Below are 21152 nucleotides of genomic sequence, written 5' to 3' on the forward strand. Positions count from 1 at the left end.
AGTACTTAGAATTTTACTAGTGATTGTATTATTTATAATATTTTTTGAAGTAGGATTATTTAGTTCATATACAATTGTCACAGCTGAAGTTCCGGATGTAAAGGGATTAATTGATATGCAGGTTACCCAGATAACAGGTATTTTCAATCCTCAAAACGTTAATAATGTATTAATTAAGGACCCAACTCCAGTTAATTTCACAAACCAGAAGGATGTAGCACAGAAAATGGAGCAGCTGTCGAATGTTGATGGTGTCAATGTAGATTCCATGAATGCAACTACAGTTGAAAATACTCGTGAAGGCAAATTCAATGTCACTATTGAAGCTTTAGGGTATGCTGCACCAAATTCAACTTCAGGACAAATTGTAATTAGTCAACAACCTTCATATAAAGTAATAGTTAAAGCTGTTGCTTCATACAGAAACGATGAACTGATAGTTGATACTAATACAATGCAAGTAGAATCTGTATTAAAATTATTTAAGTGAAACTATGATTAATGTTATAGGAATTGGTCAAAATCGTGAAAACATGACTTTAGGTGCTTTAAAAGCTATTGAAGAGTCTGATGTTATCATCGGTTATAAAAAATACATTGACCAAATTGATGATCTTATTGAAGGTAAAGAAATTTTAAAGAAAGGAATGGGCGATGAAATAGCTAGAGCTGAGGTTGCTATTCAAAAAAGTAAAGAAGGCCAAGTTGTTTCATTAATTAGTTCAGGTGATCCAGGAGTATTTGGAATGGCTAATGTATTATATCAAATACTTTCCAAATATGATGATGTAAATGTAAAGGTATATCCTGGTGTTTCAGCTCTTAATTACGCTTCATCTAAATTAGGAGCTCCTTTAAATGATTTTGCAGCTATTAGTTTAAGCAATATTTTAACTCCACTATCTGAAATTGAAAAAAAGTTAAAACATGCTCTTGAAGCCAATTTAATCGTGGCTATTTATAATCCTATTAGTAAAACACGTAAAGAACCTTTTAGGAGATTTAAACAATGTGTTTTAGATATTAAAGGAGAAGATGCTTTAATTGGTATTGTGGATAGTACTTATGAACCTGCAAAAGAAACTATTGTTAAAGTTAAAGATTTAACAGAAGATATAGTAAACATGTCCTGTACATTAATTGTTGGAAATGATTTGACTTATGTTCAAGATGATAAATTAATAACCCCTAGAGGCTATGTAATTAGAACTCCAATTCATGAACTTTCAAGAAATCATTATGAAAAGTTTTTAAATGGAGAAGTGGATCATGGTCCTAATCGTGAATGTGAATATTATCCCTGTCATTGGGACGGCCAATACTGTGATTTCTGTTATTGTCCGTTTTATCCATGCGGTGATTCATCAACAGGTGGAGAATGGATAAAGGGCAAAAATGTTTGGAACTGTAAAGATTGTATGTGGCCTCATCAAAAAGAAGCGGTTGAGTGTATAAGAGGACCTATAGAAGAGATTTTGGAAGAAGTTGATGATTTAAAATCAAAGAAAAAAACTTTATTAAAATTGAGAAGAGCATGCTTATTAAAAAATAATCCAAGAGATTTATAAGAGGGAATATAATGTCGATTAAAAATCTTTTAATTGAAATGAAAAACATGTCGGAGCTAATGGTTGATTTGGCTTACTCGGCTGTTTTATTTAATAGTATTGATGCGGCTGAAGAAGTATTGGCTTTAGAAAATACTGTAAATGCAATGAATTATGAAATTAAAAAAGAATCATTAGTTGCAGCAAGGACATATGAAGATGCTGAAAAGTTGACAGCATTACTCGAAATCGCTGAAGCTGCTGAAAGTATGGCTAATGCTGCAAAAGATTTAGCCGATTTAGTAATTAAAGGTATTAAACCACATCCTGTATTTAAGATGGTCATGGAAGAATCAGATAAGATGATTGCTAGAATAAGTGTAGTTGATGAATCTGATTTAGCAAATAAAACTTTAGGAGAATTATTATTAGTTAATCGTACAGGAATGAGGGTTATAGCTATTAGAAGAGGAGAATCATGGATTTATGGACCAGATAAAAATACTATGATTCTTGCAAATGATATTTTACTTTTAAAAGGAACTGATGAAGGTGCAGAGCTTTTAAGAAAATTGGCAACTGCAGCTTGTTCACTTGAAGATATTCCGGAAGAATTAGAAGACGAAGATTAAACTCAAAGAAGTGATAATATGAATAGGGGTAGTGATTTACATGAAAACCAAAAAGAAGAAGATTCGCACTTCACTATCTCCATTTCAGAACTTCTTTTCAGAACATAGTTCAGTAATAAAAGAAAGTTTTATAGCTCTTTTAATTTGTGCATTAGGAGATTTATTTGCCGGAATAATCTTGGGAAATATGACCTTTTTCTTAGAAACATTTCCAGGATTAATAGTTATTATTCCAGGCGCTATTGGTATGAGAGGAAATATTTTTGGATCTTTTGCTTCAAGACTTTCAACTAATCTGCACATTGGTATAATATCTCCGAAATTTAAATTTTCAGAAGAATTGAATAATAATATTATTTCATCTTTTGTTTTAACATTAGTACTGTCCTTGTTTTTGGCTATTATAGCAAAATTGTTCTGTATTCTACTGCATTTTGAATCAATTTCATTAATTGATTTTATATTTATTAGCATTATTGCTGGAATTATTTCCAATTTAATAATGCTACCTATAACCATGTTTGTTTCATTTAAAAGTTTCAACCATGGTTGGGATCCGGATAATATTACAACTCCAATTATTGCAGCTCTTGGAGATTTATTTACATTGCCTGCAATTATTATTTCAGTAATGATTTTATCCTTTTTTGATACCAATATATTAATTAAGGATATTATTTTTTCCGTTATAATTTTATTTGTTATAGCTGCTTTTATTTATGCAATTAAAAAGTCTGACGAGTCTAAAAAAATTATTTCACAATCAATCCCAATTTTAATTGTCTGTTCCGCTTTAGGTGTTACAGCAGGTGTAGTATTGAATGGTTCTGTAGAAACATTGCTTACTAATCCTAGCTTACTTACATTATTACCACTGTTTTCCGGTCTTTGTGGAAGTTTAATTAGTATTTTGAGTGCTAGATTATCATCTAGTCTTCACTATGGTTTGATTGAACCATTAAAAAAGCCTGAGGGTGAAACTATCCATAATTTTTTAATCTGTTATGTTTTAGCGTTGGTAATGTTTCCATTTATTGGATTTTTGGCTGAAGATTCAACTGAGATATTGGGATTAACAGGAATAGGTTTTATTAATATAATATCTATTTCATTAATTTCAGGTATTATTCTTTTATCAATAATGGTCTTTTTAGTTTATTTCATTTCAATTACCTCATATAATCATGGTTATGACCCAGATAATATTGTAATTCCTATTTCAACAAGTCTCACCGATGCAATATCAAGTATAATCCTTATTTCAGTATCAATTTTAATTCTTGGAGCGGTAATTTAGGTCCAGGCTTTTATTGTGAAGTCACATGTTTGGGTAATAAAATAGTTATAATTTAATTTATCTTTATCAAAATCTTTTGGGACACCTACTAAAACGGCTTTTGCATCTTTTTTATTAAAGTGAATGAAAACAATAGAACTGGTGTCATTTCCTTCAAACAAATCTGATAAGTCGTTATTCAAATAAATTTTTGTATTTGTTATTTTTTTACCAGCATGGCTTTTGAAATGTGTAGTGTCAATTGAGTATTCACATTCGTACTTTTCACTGTCGTCTATAAGTAGATAATAATCTGTTTTTTTAAGGTTTTGTGGAAATATTTTAAAGTAATTACAGCTGTGATCTTTTTTATTATGGTTGTGATTGCACTTTCCATCATTTAAAAAGTCACAAATTACGTATTTTTTGAAAAAATCGCATTTTACAACTCGTGTAGTACTGTAAACATTACCATTTTCCGCATCACTTGAACCTATTTTTACACTTGAAATATATGTATCATAGGGTTTTAGTTCCATATTGGAGTGAAACTTATTATTAAATAATTTTTTGGTAACTAGATTGTTGTAATCTCTACCAAGTTCCAAAAATTTAAAGTATGAAATGCTGTTCATAATTACATTTTCATCTCCATTAATAATTGCTAGGCCCACCCGTTTCGGTTTAAAGTCTTCCCAATTAATTGGAGTACCTGGATCATTTATTAAACTGTCTGCAATTTCTTCTATATATTTTTCTATATTACTGCTTTCTGCACTTTTAGAAATTTTTTCATGTGACATTTCAGAAGTCATTGCGATAATACCTAAAACCAATAAAATGACTATTCCAACCACCACTATTTCAAGTGTAAAATTTCCGCTGTTATCCATCATGAACCAACCCGTATTTTTTAGCATGAGAGTCGTCTAAAATCAGACTATTTACATCCAATTTGTTTAATTTTTCTCCTTCATACATATCATGGAATATAACATGATCAGGGCATGATACACTTCCATTTTGTAAGGGAGTATGTGTCTGAATAAAGACTTCCATTCCATAATGTGGACAAATGGCTTTTCCATCTAATCTGCATAAATAACAGCTGCCGTCAGCACTTTCATGGAAGTAACCTTGTTTTAAACATTCACTAAGGGTATTTCCATCACCATGATGAGTATAAGGATCATAAGGACATTTTTTAATTGTTAATGGTGCTGTAGCCAAAATATAAGATTCATATCCCTTAACATTGTGTGCCCTTAAATACTGAGCCAATGATTGGAAGTAGTATATTTTGTCTCCGCGATGGTTTATGTTACTGTAAATTTTAGGCAATTTTGCATAGGGAAGAGGATCCTTTAAACCTTCTATTGAAGAATTGCTTTCTAGAATACCGTTAAACTGCTCATTATCTTTATCTGCTTTAACACGAACTTTGAATAATACTTTCCATGGGCTGTCTGTACTTTCCACTGATATGACTTCAGAACGAATATCAACACCATATTTTTCCTTATATTCCCTGTTGACATCCTTTAATTTATTGTTTAAGATTTTTTTAATGTCACCTTTGGCATCATGAATAATATGTGCATAATATAATTTTTCAGTCTCTTCAGCTATTGAATCTCTACCAATATGCTCTAAATTTTTATTGTAGTCTTTAATGATGTATTTGAAATTATCACTTGATATTGAATTGATATTTTCACTTTCCATATAATTTAAAGTATTAACAATAAAAATTATCATTAAAATTATTGAAACAACTAAAATTAATGTTGTTCCTGTTATTATATTTCCTTTGTTATCTGTTTTAGAATACATAAAATAAAATAAGAATAATGTTTTTTAAATTAATTTTTGAAGTGCGATTGTGTGATTTTTTCAATTCTTTATATATGATTTTTCAAAACTTTATCTAATTTCTAATTTGGAAATATAGGTTAATTTTTTATATTATATGATATAATATTAGTAATAATTAAAGATAATTTTGGAGGATACACATGTCAGATACTGTTAGAATGTGGCGTCATATACAACAAAGATATAATCTTGTTGGTTCAAAATGTAATACATGCGGTGATGTATTTTTCCCATCACGTGTTGTTTGCCCAAATTGTAGGAGAAAAGGGAAATTAGAACCATTCCAATTTTCAGGTAAAGGAAAAATTTATACTTATTCTGTAATTAGGTCACCTCCAGATGATTTCAAAAAAATGGCACCATATGCGGTTGCAGTTATTGAATTGGAAGAAGGTGCTAAATTAACTTCACAACTTGTTGACTGTGATGTTGATAATATTGAAATTGGTGATCCTGTAGAAATGGTCTTTAGAAGAATTTCTGAAGATGGACCTGATGGGGTTATTTCTTACGGATTTAAATTTAAACCAATTAAATAATTTTGGAAATTAATACTTTCCTTAATTTTTTTCTACTTTTTTTAATAACTACTTTTATATAATATATTTAATTAATATTAATATCATGATTAGTAATAACGGAATTATACTCATTAGTCATGGTAGTAGTTTGCCTTATGGTGAGATTACTTTTACAGAAATTAAAGATAAATTTATTGATAAAACCGGATTTGCAACAGAAGTTGGTTATATGAAGGTTTCCGAGCCAAGCATTGCAGGTGCGGTCGATATTTTAAAAGATGAAGTCGATGAATTGAATAAAATTATTGCACTTCCTGTTTTTTTAGCTCCGGGAATTCATACCAATATTGATATTCCAATTCTTTTGGGGTTAGAACCATTGGAAGAAGATCCTAGATGCCCTGACGGTAACTATCCGGAAAATCATTATTTGTCTATTGCAGATGATGTTGATTTTGACGGTGAAATTGAATTATTGCCTCCTATTGGGCCTGATGATGATTTACTTAAATTCATTGATAAAAGAATTGATGAAGTATTGGCTGAATCCAAACTGGATGAAGATGCAAAAACTGGTGTTTTACTTGTTTCACATGGAAGTAGATTGAAATATAACAAGGAATTTACTTCAGCATTATTTGCTAAATTTGAAAAAAATACTGATTTCCCATGTAATTTTGGATTTATGGAATTAGAAGAGCCAAATATTCCTACAGCTATTGATGCTTTAGTCACTGAAAATGAAATTGAGAGATTAATTGTCATTCCTGTATTCATTGCTCCTGGAGTTCACACGACTAATGATATTCCTACAATTTTAGGTTTAAATGAAGGTCACTCCCATGATCATCATCACCATCATGACCACGGCCATGAGCATGGTCATGACCACCATCACGATTTAACAACAATAGATTTTGATGGGGAAATATTATATCCTGAGCCTATTAAAGCAGACGATATATTAATAGATATTTTAGTTAAAAAAGTTAATAATGCATTATAATTATTAACTTATAACTTCTCTTTTTTTCATTGATTAATTAAACTTTAAATATTTTTAAATATAAAGTAGTAATAATTAAATATGAGATGTTATTATGATTGACGAAAAAACTGGAATTTTACTTTTAAGCCATGGTAGCAGATTGGATGATGGTGAAGAAGTAATCAAAGCTTATACTGATATGTTTAAAGAAGAATTCCCTAATTCTGCTGTTGAATATGGGTTTATGGAAATTAGAAAACCTGGAATTCCTGAAACTATTAATAAATTAACGGAAAATAATGATTTGGAAAGAATTATTGTAGTTCCTGTATTTGTTGCTCATGGACTTCACACAAAAAGAGATATTCCGTCATTACTTGGAATTGAAAGTGATTATAAGGAAGAAGATGCACATGGTCATCATCACCACCATCATGGGCACGGTCATGACCACGGACATCATCATCACCACCATCATGATGAAGATGAAGAAGAATTTGAATTTGATGGTGAGATAATCTTAACAGATCCTCTTGGTATTGATACAAGATTGTACGATATTATTAAGGATAGAATTTCAGAACATTTATAAATGTTCTTTTATTATTTTTTTTAGAAAGTTATATTAATTAAGTCATAATCATATTACATTATAAGAGAAAAAAAATGTGTGATATGATGAATTTTAAATATATTTTTATAATTTCCATTATCCTACTAACTCTTTCGTTGTCTGCAGTAAGTGCAGAAAACATAGCTAGTGATAATGGAACTGATATAGTTAGTGGGGATTTAAATTCTAATGATATTATTTCTACTAATATTATTAATGAAGCAAGCTTAATTCAGGAAAAAAGTTCTGAAGGAAGTGATGTAGTTGAAAATACAAGTAATTCTTCAATTGAATCTAGTGATTTAGTTAAATATTATAAAAACGATTCACAGTATGAAGCTACTTTTTATGATGCTGAAAGTAATCCGTTAGTTAATCAACTGATTCCTATTGAAATTAATGGTCAAAGTTATAATAGAACTACTAATTCATCAGGTACTATGAAATTTTCCATTAATTTAAATCCGGGAGATTATGTTATTAAGGTAACTAATCCGGTAACTAGTGAAATTGCTTTGAATAACGTTACCGTATTACCAACATTAATCAGCAGAGATGTAGTGAAATATTATAAAAACGGTACTCAATACTATATCTTGGCTTTAGATGGTCAAGGTAATCCATTGGCTAATGATGGAGTACAATTAAATATTAATGGGGTTTTTTATAATCGTACAACCAATCAAAATGGTATTGCAAGACTGAATATTAATTTGAATCCTGGTAATTATGTTATAACTGCAATCGGATCAAACGGTCTTCAAATATCTAATAATATAACAGTTTTATCAACAATCCGTGGGGAAAATATTAAAAAAATGTATCGTAATGGAACCCAATACTATGCTAATTTCACAGATAACAAAGGCAATCCGTTAGCTAACACTAATGTAACATTTAATATTAATGGAGTATTTTATAATCGTAAAACTAATGAAAATGGTACTGCAAAATTAAATATTAATTTAAATGCTGGAAAATATATTTTGACAGCTATCAATCCTGTTACTACAGAACAAATGTCCAATACTGTTGAGGTTTTAAGTAAAATCGTAGTTAAAAATTCCCAAAAAGAAGGTAACATTTCTATTGAATATAATTCCGGTTCTAAATATACTGTAACCCTTTACAATGATGATGGCAGTTTAGCCAAAAATAAAGATGTAAAATTTAATATTAATGGAGTATTATATAATAGAAAAAGTAATGAAAATGGTACTGCTTCTTTAAATATTAATCTACAACCTGGAGATTATATTATAACTGCTGATTTTGAAGGATGTAAAGTATCCAATCTTATTAATGTAAGAATAACTCCTGCTATTAAACTGGAATCCTATGAGGTAAAATATTTAAATCCAATAAAATTCTATCTAACCGAGAAGAATTCCGGTAATCCTATCACGGGAAACCATTATGGTTATTGTGTTTTAAATGAAACTCATCAGGCTAGGAATTTCCCTGATCAAAACGGTCTTGTAACAATCGGACAAGATTTCCCTGTTGGTTTTAATGGATTATTCATGTTTGGTGTGGTAGATGATGGATATTATTCAGAATTATGGGTTATGAATACTATTAGAATTGTTGAATAGACTTATTAATGTGATTTTTTCACATTAATTTTTTTTACTTTTTTTCTTAAGATTTATTTATTTTAAAATTAATACTAATATACATGGCCTTAAAAGTCTCAGATATTGGTGAAAAAGAATTAATTAACTATATTTTATCTAAATCATCAGATATTATTCCAGATGATACAGCTATTACAAAATTTAGTGACACTAATCTTATTTCTACTTGTGACATGCTTATAGCATCAAAACATTTTCCTCGAGAAATGTCCTATTTTCAGATGGGTTTTAAAGCGGTAACTGTCAATGTTAGTGACCTTGCTGCTATGGGTGCTAATCCTATAGGCTTTTTACTTTCAATAGCCCTACCTAAAGATTTGGAGGTTAATGACTTTAAAAAAATAATTGAAGGTGTAGTTAATGCATGTGATTATTATAAAATACCTTTGATTGGTGGAGATACTAATGAAGCATCTGAAATTATTATTTCCGGAACTGCTTTAGGTGTATGTGATAATCCATTGATGAAAGATACATCTAAGGTAGGGGATTTAATCTGTATTACCGGAGATATTGGTCTTGCTGCATTGGGTTTTAATCTTAAAGAGGATAATATATATACAAAAAAAGCTTTGGAGCCTTTAGCTAGATTAAAAGAAGGTATTATTATTAACAATGCTGGTGCAACATCATCCACGGATATTACGGATGGTTTGGCTTCTGAATTGTATGAAATGAAGCCAGATTCATTAGGTTTCATGATTTATGAAGAAAAAATTGGAATATCTGATGAATTTAAGGTTATTTCTTCTGAATTAGGTTTAAATTATTTGGATTTAATTTTACATGTTGGAGAAGATTTTGAATTGCTTTTTACAATTGACAAAGATAATGATTTGGATATTGATTATATTGTTATTGGTGAAGTTAATGATTCAGACAGAATCCAAATCACATTAAGTAATGGTGAAGTTAGAAAAATAGAAAATAGGGGGTACAATCATTATGTTAGTTAGTCAGGATTTGTATAAAAAGAGCTCCAAGACACAGAAAATTAGATGTGAGATTTGTGCTAATTACTGTAAAATTGCGGAGGGCAATGTTGGAGTCTGCAAACAGCATAGAAATATAAACGGAGAACTTTTTGACTTGAGTTATGGTATTGTATCTTCTTTAAGCCCGGACCCTGTTGAAAAAAAGCCTTTAAATAAGTTCATGCCAGGCACTTTCACCTATTCAATCGGTGGTTTTGGGTGTAATATGACTTGTTTGCACTGCCAGAACTATACTATTTCACATGATTATAGAAATTTTGGTAATGGCATTAAAATACAACCAGAAACGATTGTGGAAAATGCACTTAAATATAATTGTAAGTCAATTGCTTGGACCTATAATGAACCTACTATACACTTACCTTTCAACAAAAAAACTTCTCTGCTTGCAAAGTCAAAAAACCTGAAGGTGATTTATGTAAGCAACGGTTACATGTCAAGCCAGTCCCTTGGTGAAATTTTGACTTTTGTAGATGCATTCAATATAGACTTGAAATCCATGTCTGAAAAATTCTATAAAAAAATATGTGGTGCAGATCTGGATATAGTTTTAGATAATTTAAGAAGCATTTATCTTGCAGGTAAACACCTGGAAGTAACAAACCTAATAATTAATGATTATAATGATTCACAAGAAGAAATAGAACTGTTATGTGATTTTGTTGTTGATGAATTGTCTGTTGATGTTCCAGTGCACTTTTCGAGAGCTTTTCCATACTATAAAATGATGGATATAGAGCCTACTAATCCTGAAATATTGTATGAGGCTCGAGAAATTGCTATAAAAAAAGGAATAAAAAATGTTTATTTGGGAAATATTTAGGTTCATTCCCCAAAACTAACTCTTTCGAATTTTTCCAATGTTTTTAATGATTTTGTTGCATCAACACCAATTTTGGTTGTAGTACCATCACTTTCAGCAACAGGATCAAGAGATGAACCACGTACATTAGGAACAATCATAATGTCTCTGTCACCTTTTACACGGGTAGCTATTGCATACTCAACATCTTCAGCATCGAACACGTTAACATCAGTGTCTACAACAACACAATGTTTAAGTGATGGATGAGCAGATAATGCTGCCATAATTGCGTTTTTACCGTCTCCTTCGGTTTGTTTATTTATAGAAACGGCTGCATGTAACCAGCAGCATCCTCCTTCAGTTAAAACAACATTTTCAACTGTAGGAACAGCATTTTTAACGGATTTAAATATTCTAGGTTCTTGAGGAAGACCTTGTAATAATTTATGTTCAAATCCGGCAGGAATAATTGCATGATAACATGGATTATCCTTTTTAATATGCATTTTTTCTAAGTTAATTACCGGTTGGTCACGAATAATATCATAAGTATCTGTCAAATCAACAAATGGACCTTCACGAACAGTTTCTGTCACGGAAATTTTACCTTCTAGGATAATGTCTGCCTGAGGTACTTCCAAATCTCCACATTTAATCAATGTTAACTGGCCGTCTTTAAATGCGTTTGCAACATCCATTTCATTGTAATCGATAGGGATTGAAGTTGTACTTGCAAGTAAAATTGCTGGATCCATTCCGATGGCAATTGCAATGTCTAAGTCTTTTCCTGCTTTTTGAGCATTTTGGAAGTAGGTATAAAGGTTTCTTGGGACAATTCTGATAACAAGTCTTTTGTTGTCTAGAACCATCATCCTGTGAATTGATGCATTTTGAATACCGCTTACAGGGTCACGTGCAAAGACAACACCTGCAGTAATGTATTTACCTCCGTCTCTTTTATAATGAGTTAAAATAGGTATTTTATCCAAATCAATTTCTAAAGAGTCATATTCACTAAAATCAGTGAATTTATCTACTTTTATAGGATTGTCACTAGCTTCAATAATTTTTTCAGTAATTTCAGATACTTCACAGTTAATTGATTTAGCTATTTTGTCACGGGTATTACAGATACCTGAAATGACAGGCATGTCAAATCCTTTAACATTTTTTATAATAACCGTATCTTTAGGATAATCTCTTAAAACGCGAGATATCTCAAATTCGGATGATAATTCTTCTGTAATTTCAATAATATTTTCATTTTCAATATTCATCTTAATCCCTACAAATTAATTTTTTTATCTTTTAGTTTTGTTAAAATTTCAATAATATTAGTATCTTTAATTGAAAGTATTTCACCTACTAGAACTCCTGCATTTCTTCCATTATTTATACCTACAGTTGCTACAGGAACGCCCGGCGGCATGTTGACAGTTGTAAGCATATGTTCTCTTCCAAGTTCATTTTCACATGGAACACCAATAACAGGTCTGTCAGTAAGGCCAACTAAAGCCCCGGTAACTTGTGATGAGTTTGAACTAATTCCAATGAATATTTTTGAGTTTTTAACAGAGGCCACATAACTTTTGAATTTTTTATTTGATCTTATTGGACATACAACTTTCATATTATGGCTAATTTTAAGTCTGTCTAGAGTAGCAGCTACTTTTTTAGCAACTACTAAATCAGATTGTCTGCCAACGATAATTGCAACTTCTGCATCTGGGTCAATATGGTTCTTTTCTATATTGAGTTCCTCGTCTTCAATTTTTAAGTTTTCAACATTTAAATAATCTTTAACAAGGTATTTTTTATCTTTATAATCTTCGACAATTTTATTACTGTCATAAACTTTTTTCTTGTATTCATTTCTTAAATTAATGACCTTTTGGCGAATTTCACTGTCATGTATGCCCAAAAATTGAGCAGCTAAAATTGCACCATTATCTCCCCTGTCAATACCAACCGTTGCAATCGGTGAAGGATAAGGCATTTGAACACATGAATCAAGAGCATCAATACCGCCTGTTTTAACATCAACGGGAACTCCAATAACTGGTCTAGGAGTATAAGCAGCTATTGCTCCAGGTAAATGTGCTGCAAGACCTGCAATTCCTATGAAAACTTCAATTCCCGCATTAGTACCTTGTTTTACAAGTTCACGAACAAGATTTGGTGTTCTATGGGCTGATGCGATTTTTAAACTATAGGGAATTTCTAATTTTTCTAAAATATCCATACTTTTTTCAGCAACAGCAATATCTGAACCGCTGCCTAAAATAATCATCACTTTTGGAACCATTTAAATACCTTCATCACAAATTAATATTACTTAATAATATGATTTTTTATATATTAATATTTTAATAAAAACCAATAAATCTTAATACTAATGTTGCGGATAAAAAGAATCTTCAGAACATACAAATGCACAAAAAGACAAATAAGATTAAACAACTTAAACTGGACAAAAAGAAATGTTTTAGAAGAAAAATGAAAATTCATCAGTTAACTTTATTACACTCCATTCAAATCAATTATTAAAGCTTTTAATTTAATTTTTTACCATAAAACATTAGGCGACGTGCTCCAAAGTTCCAGAATAGAACTAAAAATGATGCAATAATTTTTGACAAAATAAGGCCTAGGCTAAGAATATCAACGAATAAGTAAAGAAGTATCTCTGTAAATATCCAACCCACAATACTTATTGCTAAAAATATATTAAATTCTACAGCTCTATTCTCAATCTGGCTTTGATTAAATACCCAAGATGTTGATAAAATGTAATTTGCAATAACAGATATGAAAAATGCTACTGCAGCGGAAATTAAATAATTTATGCCAAGATAGCATAATAGAATGTAAATAGAAAAATCAATAATAAATGCTGTTCCACCAACAAAAATGAATCTAAAAAATTGTAAGAAAATATTGTCAGTTTTATCAACGAATAGTTTCCTGATTAAATCATTCATTAAATCACACACCTAATATAACAAATAAACATTATAGAACTTGATGAAAATATTTTAATTGTAGTTACTATAATTAATTAATTTCTTCATTATTATATAATTAGAATATTAATGGTAATAAAACTAATGTCATTAAAGGTATTTTGGAACAACATCGGATTCTATAAGATTAACTAACCTATTAATTAATGTTAAATATTAATGGGTTTTTAAATAATTAAATAGAGTAAATATCTTCATGACAATTTTATACAGAGCCACTATTAACTTCCAAAGATAATTTTTATTATTAGTAAAGTTAATATTAATATTTATGTATGGAAAAGAGAGAATTTATTACTTGGACATTTTAAAATTTTTAGCAATTTTTGGCGTTGTATTTATCCATGTTACTGCTCTTGGGAATACTTCTGAAATTAAAGGCATATTAATATCAAATTTTGGTGAAATATTCAAATTTGCAGTTCCAATTTTCTTGATGGTTACTGGAACATTACTTTTAAATAGAGATTACGAATCTACCGCCGCTTTTTTGAAAAGAAGATTCAGCAGAATAATTCCACCATACATATTATGGATTATTTTTATTATATTCGCCGTAATATATCCCTATTTGATAACTAATACACCAATAGAACCAAGTATAATATACACAAATCTGTTTAATTTTCCTCATACTTGGTATTTTTGGTTAATGATAGGTGCATATTTCATAATTCCTGTAATTAATGCCTATATAAAAACTGATGACATTAATGCATCAAAATATCTTGTCCTTTTGTTTATTGTTTCATCAATTCTCTATCAAACATTAATAATATTTGGCCGTTATACATTTATTGACTTAAGATTCTTCATCACACCTGTAGGTTATTTGAGTTTAGGATATTTATTATCAAGAATTGAATTTAAAAATAAAAATTTAATTTTTATTGTTTCAATTATCCTATTCATTATTACCTCAACAATTGAAGTTTTATTTGCTGAATCTCATGGATTGCTACTTATATTTACAAATTTACCTTTAGGAATAGCATCATTCATTGATGTCAGTATTGTTAGAATAATACAAGTAAGTAGTGTCTTCTTATTTGTAAAATATTTACCATTTAAGTTAACTAAAGTTAAAAGAATAATAACATCCATTAGTCGTTCATGTTATGGGATTTTTTTTGTTCATATATTTGTTAATTTATTATTCTTTAATTATGTTCCAGTTACAGGTAGCGGTACAAAAGTATTTTTAACACTAATAGCAGGTTCCGTCTTAATATTTGTAATATCATGGATCATTGTTTTAATAACTTCAAAAATCCCGTATCTCAATAAATTCTCAGGATATGATTAATAGAATTTAGATAAAGTAAGTATTATACTTCCAGATAAGAATATCAAAGAACATAAAATGATTTTTAAATCATAGTTTTTAATATTAATTACTGAAGACAATCTATCGGATTTGAAAATTAATGGGAATAATACTAATAATGGAATGTAATATCTACTATAAACCCCAATAATCATGTCCAATTTTTCATAACCAACAGGAGCCCAGCTCAAATACTGAATCAATATGATGGCAGAATATATTAAAAACACTATAATAAAAAAGAATAGTCTATTTTTTTTACTAAATGAAAAATCCTCTTCTTTATAGGTAATACAAACAAATATAAAGAAAATAAAAAATAAACCGTATAACAGAGGTGATTCATAAGTCCAATATCCGTGGGAAAATCTAAAAAGATCAGTTATCATTCCAATTGTAAAAGTAAAAATAGATGAAACTAACAACATTGTTTTAAATGGATAATTTAATAAATTATTCAATTGTAAAGAAGAATTAACATTATTTTCTATAAAATAATCTCTTCTTGCAGAGTTAAGAAGTAAAACTGAAGCATAAGAGGTGTATACCAAACTTATGCCCAATAGAATAACTGGAAGTATTCTTGATAATAAAAAAATATTTTTTGAATCAAATTTATCCCTTTTAATTAATAAAATAAAAAAACTAAACAATACATATGGAACTTTAAAAAGTGATATGAGAAGAACACTTCCAAAAAATATGCTTAAATCAGTAATTGTAATTTTAGATGATTTGTATAAATAAATAAACTGTGCTATTGAAAAAATTGAAACTGAAATTATAAAGCAATCAGCACTGAAAGATGCTGCCTGATAAATAGATAAAGGAATACATGACACAATAAATAATGGAATTTTATAAACAGGAGCTTTTTTAATGGAATAACTACAAACTATAGCATAAAATAATAAATTAAAGAATCTACCTAACCACATTGCCCAAATAACATTTAAATCCAATAATTTAGCTAAAAATATACCAAATGCCGAAATCAAATAGGCATAAAATGGATTATGAGCAAAACAGCTATCATAAAAGCTGATTGAAGAATCAATCTTTTCGTTAATTAAATTATTATTAAAAAATGTTTCTCCACTATGACTAAACAACTGATTACAAAGATGAGTAACACCATATCCCTCATTTACATATTCAGGATTTAATATACCCTGGGCAGTCAAATCACTTCTGGCAAAATGTTCACTTTCATCACACACGATTAATACTGGAGTGGTTAAAGTCATTATCAGCCCAAATATCAGAATAATGATAAAACTAACCTTATACAGTTTCATATTTGATGAATATAATAAAATGAAAATTCCAGAAACTAATAAAATCAATATTATAATCAATTCAAAATGAAAATTCATATTTTTTTCTAAATTAGAAAAACTAGCATAAAAAATAGCTATAAAAATAAAATAAACTAATAAATAATTCTTTTTATCTTTAATAATGCTAGCATTTAAGTTTACCATAATCATATATTTATAATGAATTTTATTTAAATATATGGCAAATTTAAAAAACAATAAAAAATATAAAAGTTAATGGAGATAAAATTGAAGGATTTTAATAAATATTTACAATATAAAAGATACTATGTTGCATTAGTCATAATCACATTAATTGCTACATTTGTTTTATTTTCTGCAGACAGTTATAATTCTCCATTAAATGAAATAGTCATAGTTATTATTTCTTTAATAATTGCCATAATTTCAGTTACATATTATATAAATACCAAAAAATTATATAAAACTGCATTAATAATCATTCTATTATTTGGACTGATGTTTGTATTTTTATCTCCTATGGGTAGTATTGCACATGAAAAAAGTGAATTTGTACATTCTGAAATTACTTCGCAGGGTGTCTTATTTCCAGGACATGTTGATAGTCAAAACAATGCTTCAGGATATGTAACAATTGCTTCGGCTGCCAATTTGCCTAAAGAAAAAACTTTATTTACTACAGATTGGGACAATAAAAATATAAACTACACAAAAGTTTCATACAACCTGGATTTTAAGGATAATATTTTTTATTTATATGTCGCTCAGGCAATAGGTATTGAATTAGCAAAAATTTTAAATTTAAATAATATTTATATGCTTTGGTTTGCAAGGATTTGCAATTTATTATTATATGCCGCATTATCATGCATTGCCATTAGAAAAACTCCTTGTTTAAAAATGCATATGGTGGTTATAGCATGTTTTCCAGCATCAATTGTTTTAGCATCAACATGTAGCGGTTATGCATTTGTTTATAGTTTCACTTTAGTTGTAATAGCATATTTGCTAAATTTATATAAATCTAAAGATTTTTCAATTACAAATAAGGAAATATTAATTTACACATTATTAGTCTTGATTTTAACATTGGGGCAACCTGTTTTTGGATCATTAATTCTATTGCTATTAATAATACCACATAATAAATTCAAAAACAATAAATATCATTCAATAATCCCATCAATTATATTAACATTGATAGTTCTTTTATTATGGGTAAAATTTAATAGTTACATTAGCTTTAGCCAGTTGAAATTTGTTATTGCTGATTATTCATCCATAATTTCAATAATAAAGATTCCTAATCAAATAGCTATGCAAATTAATTTATTCCCTGTGTTTAATAATCATCCATTAATGTTATTCAACTATTCCTATTTGATTTTTATTGTATTATTTATTCTATTTTATCCAATTAAAGGACAATTAACCCGAAATAAAAAGGCAATTATTGCAATAATCTTGATAATAACAATTATAGGTTTGCAAGTTATATCTCTATCAAAAGGAATAATTAATTTAGAAACAGGAATCGATATAATATATTATTTCCCAATTTTAATGTTATTGCCCTTGATTTTTAATATTAATGATAAAAAAATCAGAAATATAGACTTGATAACCATTACATCAATTGTAATTTTTTTAATAATTAATTTAATATTTATTGCTGTGTTATTTTACTAAATTATCATATAATAATGAATATAGAAATTAATAACATTAAAGAAGAATTTTTCAATTAAAAATGAATATGGATTTATCTTAGTGAATATTGGTTCAGTTATTCATTGCATCGCCAATTTATTTAGTATTTTACTGTCACAGTAAGCATTATCATTCCGCCAATAAATCCCATAGCTATTGTTAGGAATAATAAGGATAATTTCTTTTTATCATATTCAAATAAATCAGTGTTTATAATAAACGGAACGAAAATTAATAACGGCATGAAATATCTTGCGAATACACCATTAACAACGCTGTTAGCACCAACATTAGCCCAGGTTAAATATTGAACACCAATAACACCAATATATATCAAAAATCCTATTAAAAATCCTTCAATTCTAGTTTTTATATTAAATTTTTCATCTAAAGGATATATAAATGAAAATACTAGGAAAAATATTGCATAAAGTGTAGCTAGTAAAGTTGATGAATATTGGCGCACATCATTTGAGAAGTAGAAGAATCTATCTGCAATGATAGGAAATTGAGTAAATACATTTAAAAATCTTTCAAAAGCAAATTTTGGATGATTTATTAAATAATTAGTTTGTTCCGTAGCATTAATATGATTATTTATAAAATATTCACCTCGCCATGAATTCACCAATGCTCTTGTCGCATAACTGCTCCAGGCAAATCCGATAGCAAAAGTAGGTAAAATAGCTAATTTTGATATTATATTTTGAGTTTTATTTTCAAAGTGACTGTTTGGAACTAAAAATATTAATAAGCTTAAAGCTAAAAATGGGGATTTCAATAGTCCGGATAATATTATGGCGATATAAAAGATTCCTAAATCCTTCCATTTGATTTTTGGTGTTTTATAAAAATATAAAAAATAAGAAAATGCGAGTAAAGCCAGGGATGAAAACATTCCATCGACACTTAATGAAGCTGCCTGATATATTGCTAATGGTAGAATTGAGACTACTAGCATTGGAAACTTCAATATAGGTGTTTTACGTATTGCTAAAGAAATGATGCTTGCATATAATATTAAATTAAATAATCTTCCAAGCCATAACATCCAAATAGCATTTAAATCCAATAATTTTGCAAGAAATATTCCTATGGCCTGTGGAAGATAAGAGTAAAATGGATTTTGAGAGAATGCTGAGTTGAAGTATGATGGAGTATAATCAATTTTTGCATCGTCAACATTAGTATTAAAAACATTTAATCCAGCACTATCACAAAAAACAGTTAATGATTTTATTGTTTGATAACCATATGCAGTTGTATTTGGAATTTGAATATAATCAGTAGATATTTTACCTGTTGATACTATTTCTGATCTGATAAAATGTTCTTGTTCGTCAGACACGTCGTTAATTGGAGTTATGAAAATACATGTGATTCCAAAAAGCAGTATTATTATGAATGCAACTTTATGGAGATTATTTTCATTTTGTGTGTAATAATATAAAGAGAATGCTCCAATAATAAAAACCAGTATTAAAATACCTATTTCAAAAAATGGAGATAAATAATCCTCTTTTGTTAAGAAACATAATGTAAAAATACATAATATGGATAAATAAATTAATATAAAATATTGATTTTTTAAATTTAAATTTATCATGGTATTTAATCCATTAATCAGTATATTTAATTTTTCCAAACATTATGATTCTTACATTTAATACTTACAAGTGTTTTAATGCAGTTTTTTGTGGTCTAATTCTTGACTTAGTCCATATCTAAAGTATATTACTCCTTTACCCCCACCATCAAAACCTAATTGTCCATCTTTTATTAGTTCATCTGCAGGAGTATTTGTGACATTATCATCAGAGCGATATGTTTGCAGTCCTACCCATATTTCTGCATTTCCTGAGTTGTTGACATACCATTGTGTCGTATTTAAAATCCATGAACTATTTTCTTCATAATTTCCTTTATACATCATAGGAATAATTACATCGACATATTTACCCATTGTATGTGCATCTTGCCCATAAAAATATGCACCATTATCAGTTTCAGGCATAACCGTCGCTGACACTGTTAATGAAGGATTTTCATCCTTTACAGCTTTTGTAAAGTTTTTAACAAATTCATTAACTGCGAATGTTCCATTTTTGAATTTATAAGCATCACCATCAAATCTTATATAATCCATTTGTATTCCTGATACACCATCAAGACTAGCATAGTGTCTGGCTTCATCAATTTTGTAGTTGAAATACTGATTATCCGGCACTCCATTTTTAACTGGTTCTATCCAATTACCCGTATAGAAAATTTGCATCCAAATATGAACTTCAATGCCATGGCTATTTGCATCTTTGATCCAGTCTAATACCTCTCTTTGACCATATTGTGTGAATGCATATGAATTGAGAAATATGACATTAACTCCATTATTTGATAGTTCATCAAGATTGACATTATACATATCTTCAGACAATACCCAATATCCATATTTTTTTGCCGGTTTAAGATGTAAAAATTCCAATAAATCAAAATTTTTAAATTCTTTAGGAATAAAGTCATTAAAAGGTTTGAACATATCAGAATTTCTAAATTCTTTATGTAGGTTATTAAAAGTATCGAACATAGTATAATTTCTGAATTCTTTAGGAATATAGTTGTTTAATTGTTCGAATATATTATTATTTTTTGAAATGGAATGCATATTCAGATTATTATTTAATTGGTGGTGATTGATTTCTTGCATCCCATAATTAACACCACGGTTATTTGTATCATGATTATTATCAGACAAGTCTGTATCAACTGATGATACAGCTGCAATTGAAAAAATAAAAAACAGTGTTAATAACATTATTAACAATTTTTTATAAATAAATAGTCCTCCTATTATATCACTTATATTGTCTTTTTTAATACTCTTTTATATTCTTTTTTGTTTTTT

20 protein-coding genes are annotated in these 21152 nt (G+C 28.7%); 12 read left to right on the forward strand and 8 right to left on the reverse strand.

The window, feature by feature from the left end:
* The 4 genes from ACKI3Q_RS01135 to ACKI3Q_RS01150 form a co-directional block, all read left to right on the forward strand.
* The coding region (locus tag ACKI3Q_RS01135) for a hypothetical protein (RefSeq protein WP_407413466.1) at nt 1–490 on the forward strand (490 nt) is incomplete at its 5' end.
* Nucleotides 491–494: 4 nt separating this feature from the next.
* Nucleotides 495–1568: a precorrin-3B C(17)-methyltransferase gene (cobJ, locus tag ACKI3Q_RS01140; RefSeq protein WP_407413468.1), complete on the forward strand. Its 1074-nt coding sequence runs from the start codon at nt 495–497 to the stop codon at nt 1566–1568.
* 11 nt (nt 1569–1579) lie between these two features.
* Nucleotides 1580–2179 carry a potassium channel family protein gene (locus ACKI3Q_RS01145; RefSeq protein ID WP_407413470.1) on the forward strand — a complete coding sequence of 200 codons (600 nt, stop codon included), beginning with the start codon at nt 1580–1582 and terminating at the stop codon, nt 2177–2179.
* 40 nt (nt 2180–2219) lie between these two features.
* Nucleotides 2220–3476: a magnesium transporter gene (locus tag ACKI3Q_RS01150; RefSeq protein WP_407413472.1), complete on the forward strand. Its 1257-nt coding sequence runs from the start codon at nt 2220–2222 to the stop codon at nt 3474–3476.
* Here ACKI3Q_RS01150 and ACKI3Q_RS01155 read toward each other — a convergent pair.
* Nucleotides 3473–4351, reverse strand: a complete 879-nt coding sequence (locus ACKI3Q_RS01155) for a hypothetical protein (protein ID WP_407413474.1) — start codon at nt 4349–4351, stop codon at nt 3473–3475. The genes ACKI3Q_RS01150 and ACKI3Q_RS01155 overlap by 4 nt on opposite strands.
* Complete coding sequence (locus tag ACKI3Q_RS01160) at nt 4341–5288, reverse strand: hypothetical protein (protein WP_407413476.1); 948 nt, start codon at nt 5286–5288, stop codon at nt 4341–4343. The genes ACKI3Q_RS01155 and ACKI3Q_RS01160 overlap by 11 nt, the downstream gene beginning before the upstream one ends.
* Before the next feature lie 182 nt (nt 5289–5470).
* On the opposite strand from ACKI3Q_RS01160, the gene ACKI3Q_RS01165 reads away from it, so the two are divergent.
* The 6 genes from ACKI3Q_RS01165 (at nt 5471) to amrS (ending at nt 10907) form a co-directional block, all read left to right on the forward strand.
* Complete coding sequence (locus ACKI3Q_RS01165) at nt 5471–5869, forward strand: Zn-ribbon domain-containing OB-fold protein (RefSeq protein ID WP_407413478.1); 399 nt, start codon at nt 5471–5473, stop codon at nt 5867–5869.
* Between the two features lie 85 nt (nt 5870–5954).
* Entirely contained in the window at nt 5955–6857 is a 903-nt protein-coding gene (gene cfbA / locus ACKI3Q_RS01170; protein ID WP_407413480.1) for a sirohydrochlorin nickelochelatase, read from the forward strand.
* Nucleotides 6858–6951: 94 nt separating this feature from the next.
* On the forward strand, nt 6952–7431 hold the full coding sequence (gene cfbA, locus ACKI3Q_RS01175) for a sirohydrochlorin nickelochelatase (RefSeq protein WP_407413482.1): 480 nt from the start codon (nt 6952–6954) through the stop codon (nt 7429–7431).
* An 86-nt stretch (nt 7432–7517) separates the two neighbouring features.
* Nucleotides 7518–9047: an adhesin gene (locus ACKI3Q_RS01180; RefSeq protein WP_407413484.1), complete on the forward strand. Its 1530-nt coding sequence runs from the start codon at nt 7518–7520 to the stop codon at nt 9045–9047.
* An 83-nt stretch (nt 9048–9130) separates the two neighbouring features.
* Nucleotides 9131–10045 (forward strand): thiamine-phosphate kinase, encoded by a 915-nt coding sequence (gene thiL / locus ACKI3Q_RS01185; protein ID WP_407413486.1) that lies wholly within the window; start codon nt 9131–9133, stop codon nt 10043–10045.
* A complete protein-coding gene (gene amrS, locus ACKI3Q_RS01190; RefSeq protein WP_407413488.1) occupies nt 10035–10907 on the forward strand; it encodes an AmmeMemoRadiSam system radical SAM enzyme in 873 nt (290 codons plus the stop codon). The genes thiL and amrS overlap by 11 nt, the downstream gene beginning before the upstream one ends.
* Nucleotides 10908–10909: 2 nt before the next feature.
* On the opposite strand, the gene ACKI3Q_RS01195 is transcribed toward amrS, so the two are convergent.
* From ACKI3Q_RS01195 to ACKI3Q_RS01205, 3 genes are all read right to left on the reverse strand, one after another.
* Complete coding sequence (locus tag ACKI3Q_RS01195) at nt 10910–12166, reverse strand: UbiD family decarboxylase (RefSeq protein ID WP_407413490.1); 1257 nt, start codon at nt 12164–12166, stop codon at nt 10910–10912.
* An 8-nt stretch (nt 12167–12174) separates the two neighbouring features.
* Nucleotides 12175–13194 (reverse strand): 5-(carboxyamino)imidazole ribonucleotide mutase, encoded by a 1020-nt coding sequence (gene purE / locus ACKI3Q_RS01200; RefSeq protein WP_407413491.1) that lies wholly within the window; start codon nt 13192–13194, stop codon nt 12175–12177.
* 247 nt (nt 13195–13441) lie between these two features.
* Nucleotides 13442–13882: a GtrA family protein gene (locus ACKI3Q_RS01205; protein ID WP_407413493.1), complete on the reverse strand. Its 441-nt coding sequence runs from the start codon at nt 13880–13882 to the stop codon at nt 13442–13444.
* A 301-nt stretch (nt 13883–14183) separates the two neighbouring features.
* On the opposite strand from ACKI3Q_RS01205, the gene ACKI3Q_RS01210 reads away from it, so the two are divergent.
* Nucleotides 14184–15218 (forward strand): acyltransferase, encoded by a 1035-nt coding sequence (locus ACKI3Q_RS01210; RefSeq protein WP_407413495.1) that lies wholly within the window; start codon nt 14184–14186, stop codon nt 15216–15218.
* Here the strand turns inward: ACKI3Q_RS01210 and ACKI3Q_RS01215 are convergent.
* Nucleotides 15215–16537: a DUF2142 domain-containing protein gene (locus ACKI3Q_RS01215; protein ID WP_407413497.1), complete on the reverse strand. Its 1323-nt coding sequence runs from the start codon at nt 16535–16537 to the stop codon at nt 15215–15217. The genes ACKI3Q_RS01210 and ACKI3Q_RS01215 overlap by 4 nt on opposite strands.
* Before the next feature lie 270 nt (nt 16538–16807).
* Here ACKI3Q_RS01215 and ACKI3Q_RS01220 point away from each other — a divergent pair, with 270 nt between their 5' ends.
* Nucleotides 16808–18229, forward strand: a complete 1422-nt coding sequence (locus ACKI3Q_RS01220; protein WP_407413499.1) for a DUF2142 domain-containing protein — start codon at nt 16808–16810, stop codon at nt 18227–18229.
* A 121-nt stretch (nt 18230–18350) separates the two neighbouring features.
* Here ACKI3Q_RS01220 and ACKI3Q_RS01225 read toward each other — a convergent pair whose 3' ends face one another.
* Nucleotides 18351–19856 (reverse strand): DUF2142 domain-containing protein, encoded by a 1506-nt coding sequence (locus ACKI3Q_RS01225; protein WP_407413501.1) that lies wholly within the window; start codon nt 19854–19856, stop codon nt 18351–18353.
* A gap of 75 nt (nt 19857–19931) precedes the next feature.
* Nucleotides 19932–21062 (reverse strand): putative glycoside hydrolase, encoded by a 1131-nt coding sequence (locus tag ACKI3Q_RS01230; RefSeq protein ID WP_407413502.1) that lies wholly within the window; start codon nt 21060–21062, stop codon nt 19932–19934.
* Nucleotides 21063–21152 lie beyond the last annotated feature (90 nt).

Origin of the sequence: Methanobrevibacter sp. (genome assembly GCF_045636185.1) — an archaeon.
Classification (GTDB): domain Archaea; phylum Methanobacteriota; class Methanobacteria; order Methanobacteriales; family Methanobacteriaceae; genus Methanocatella.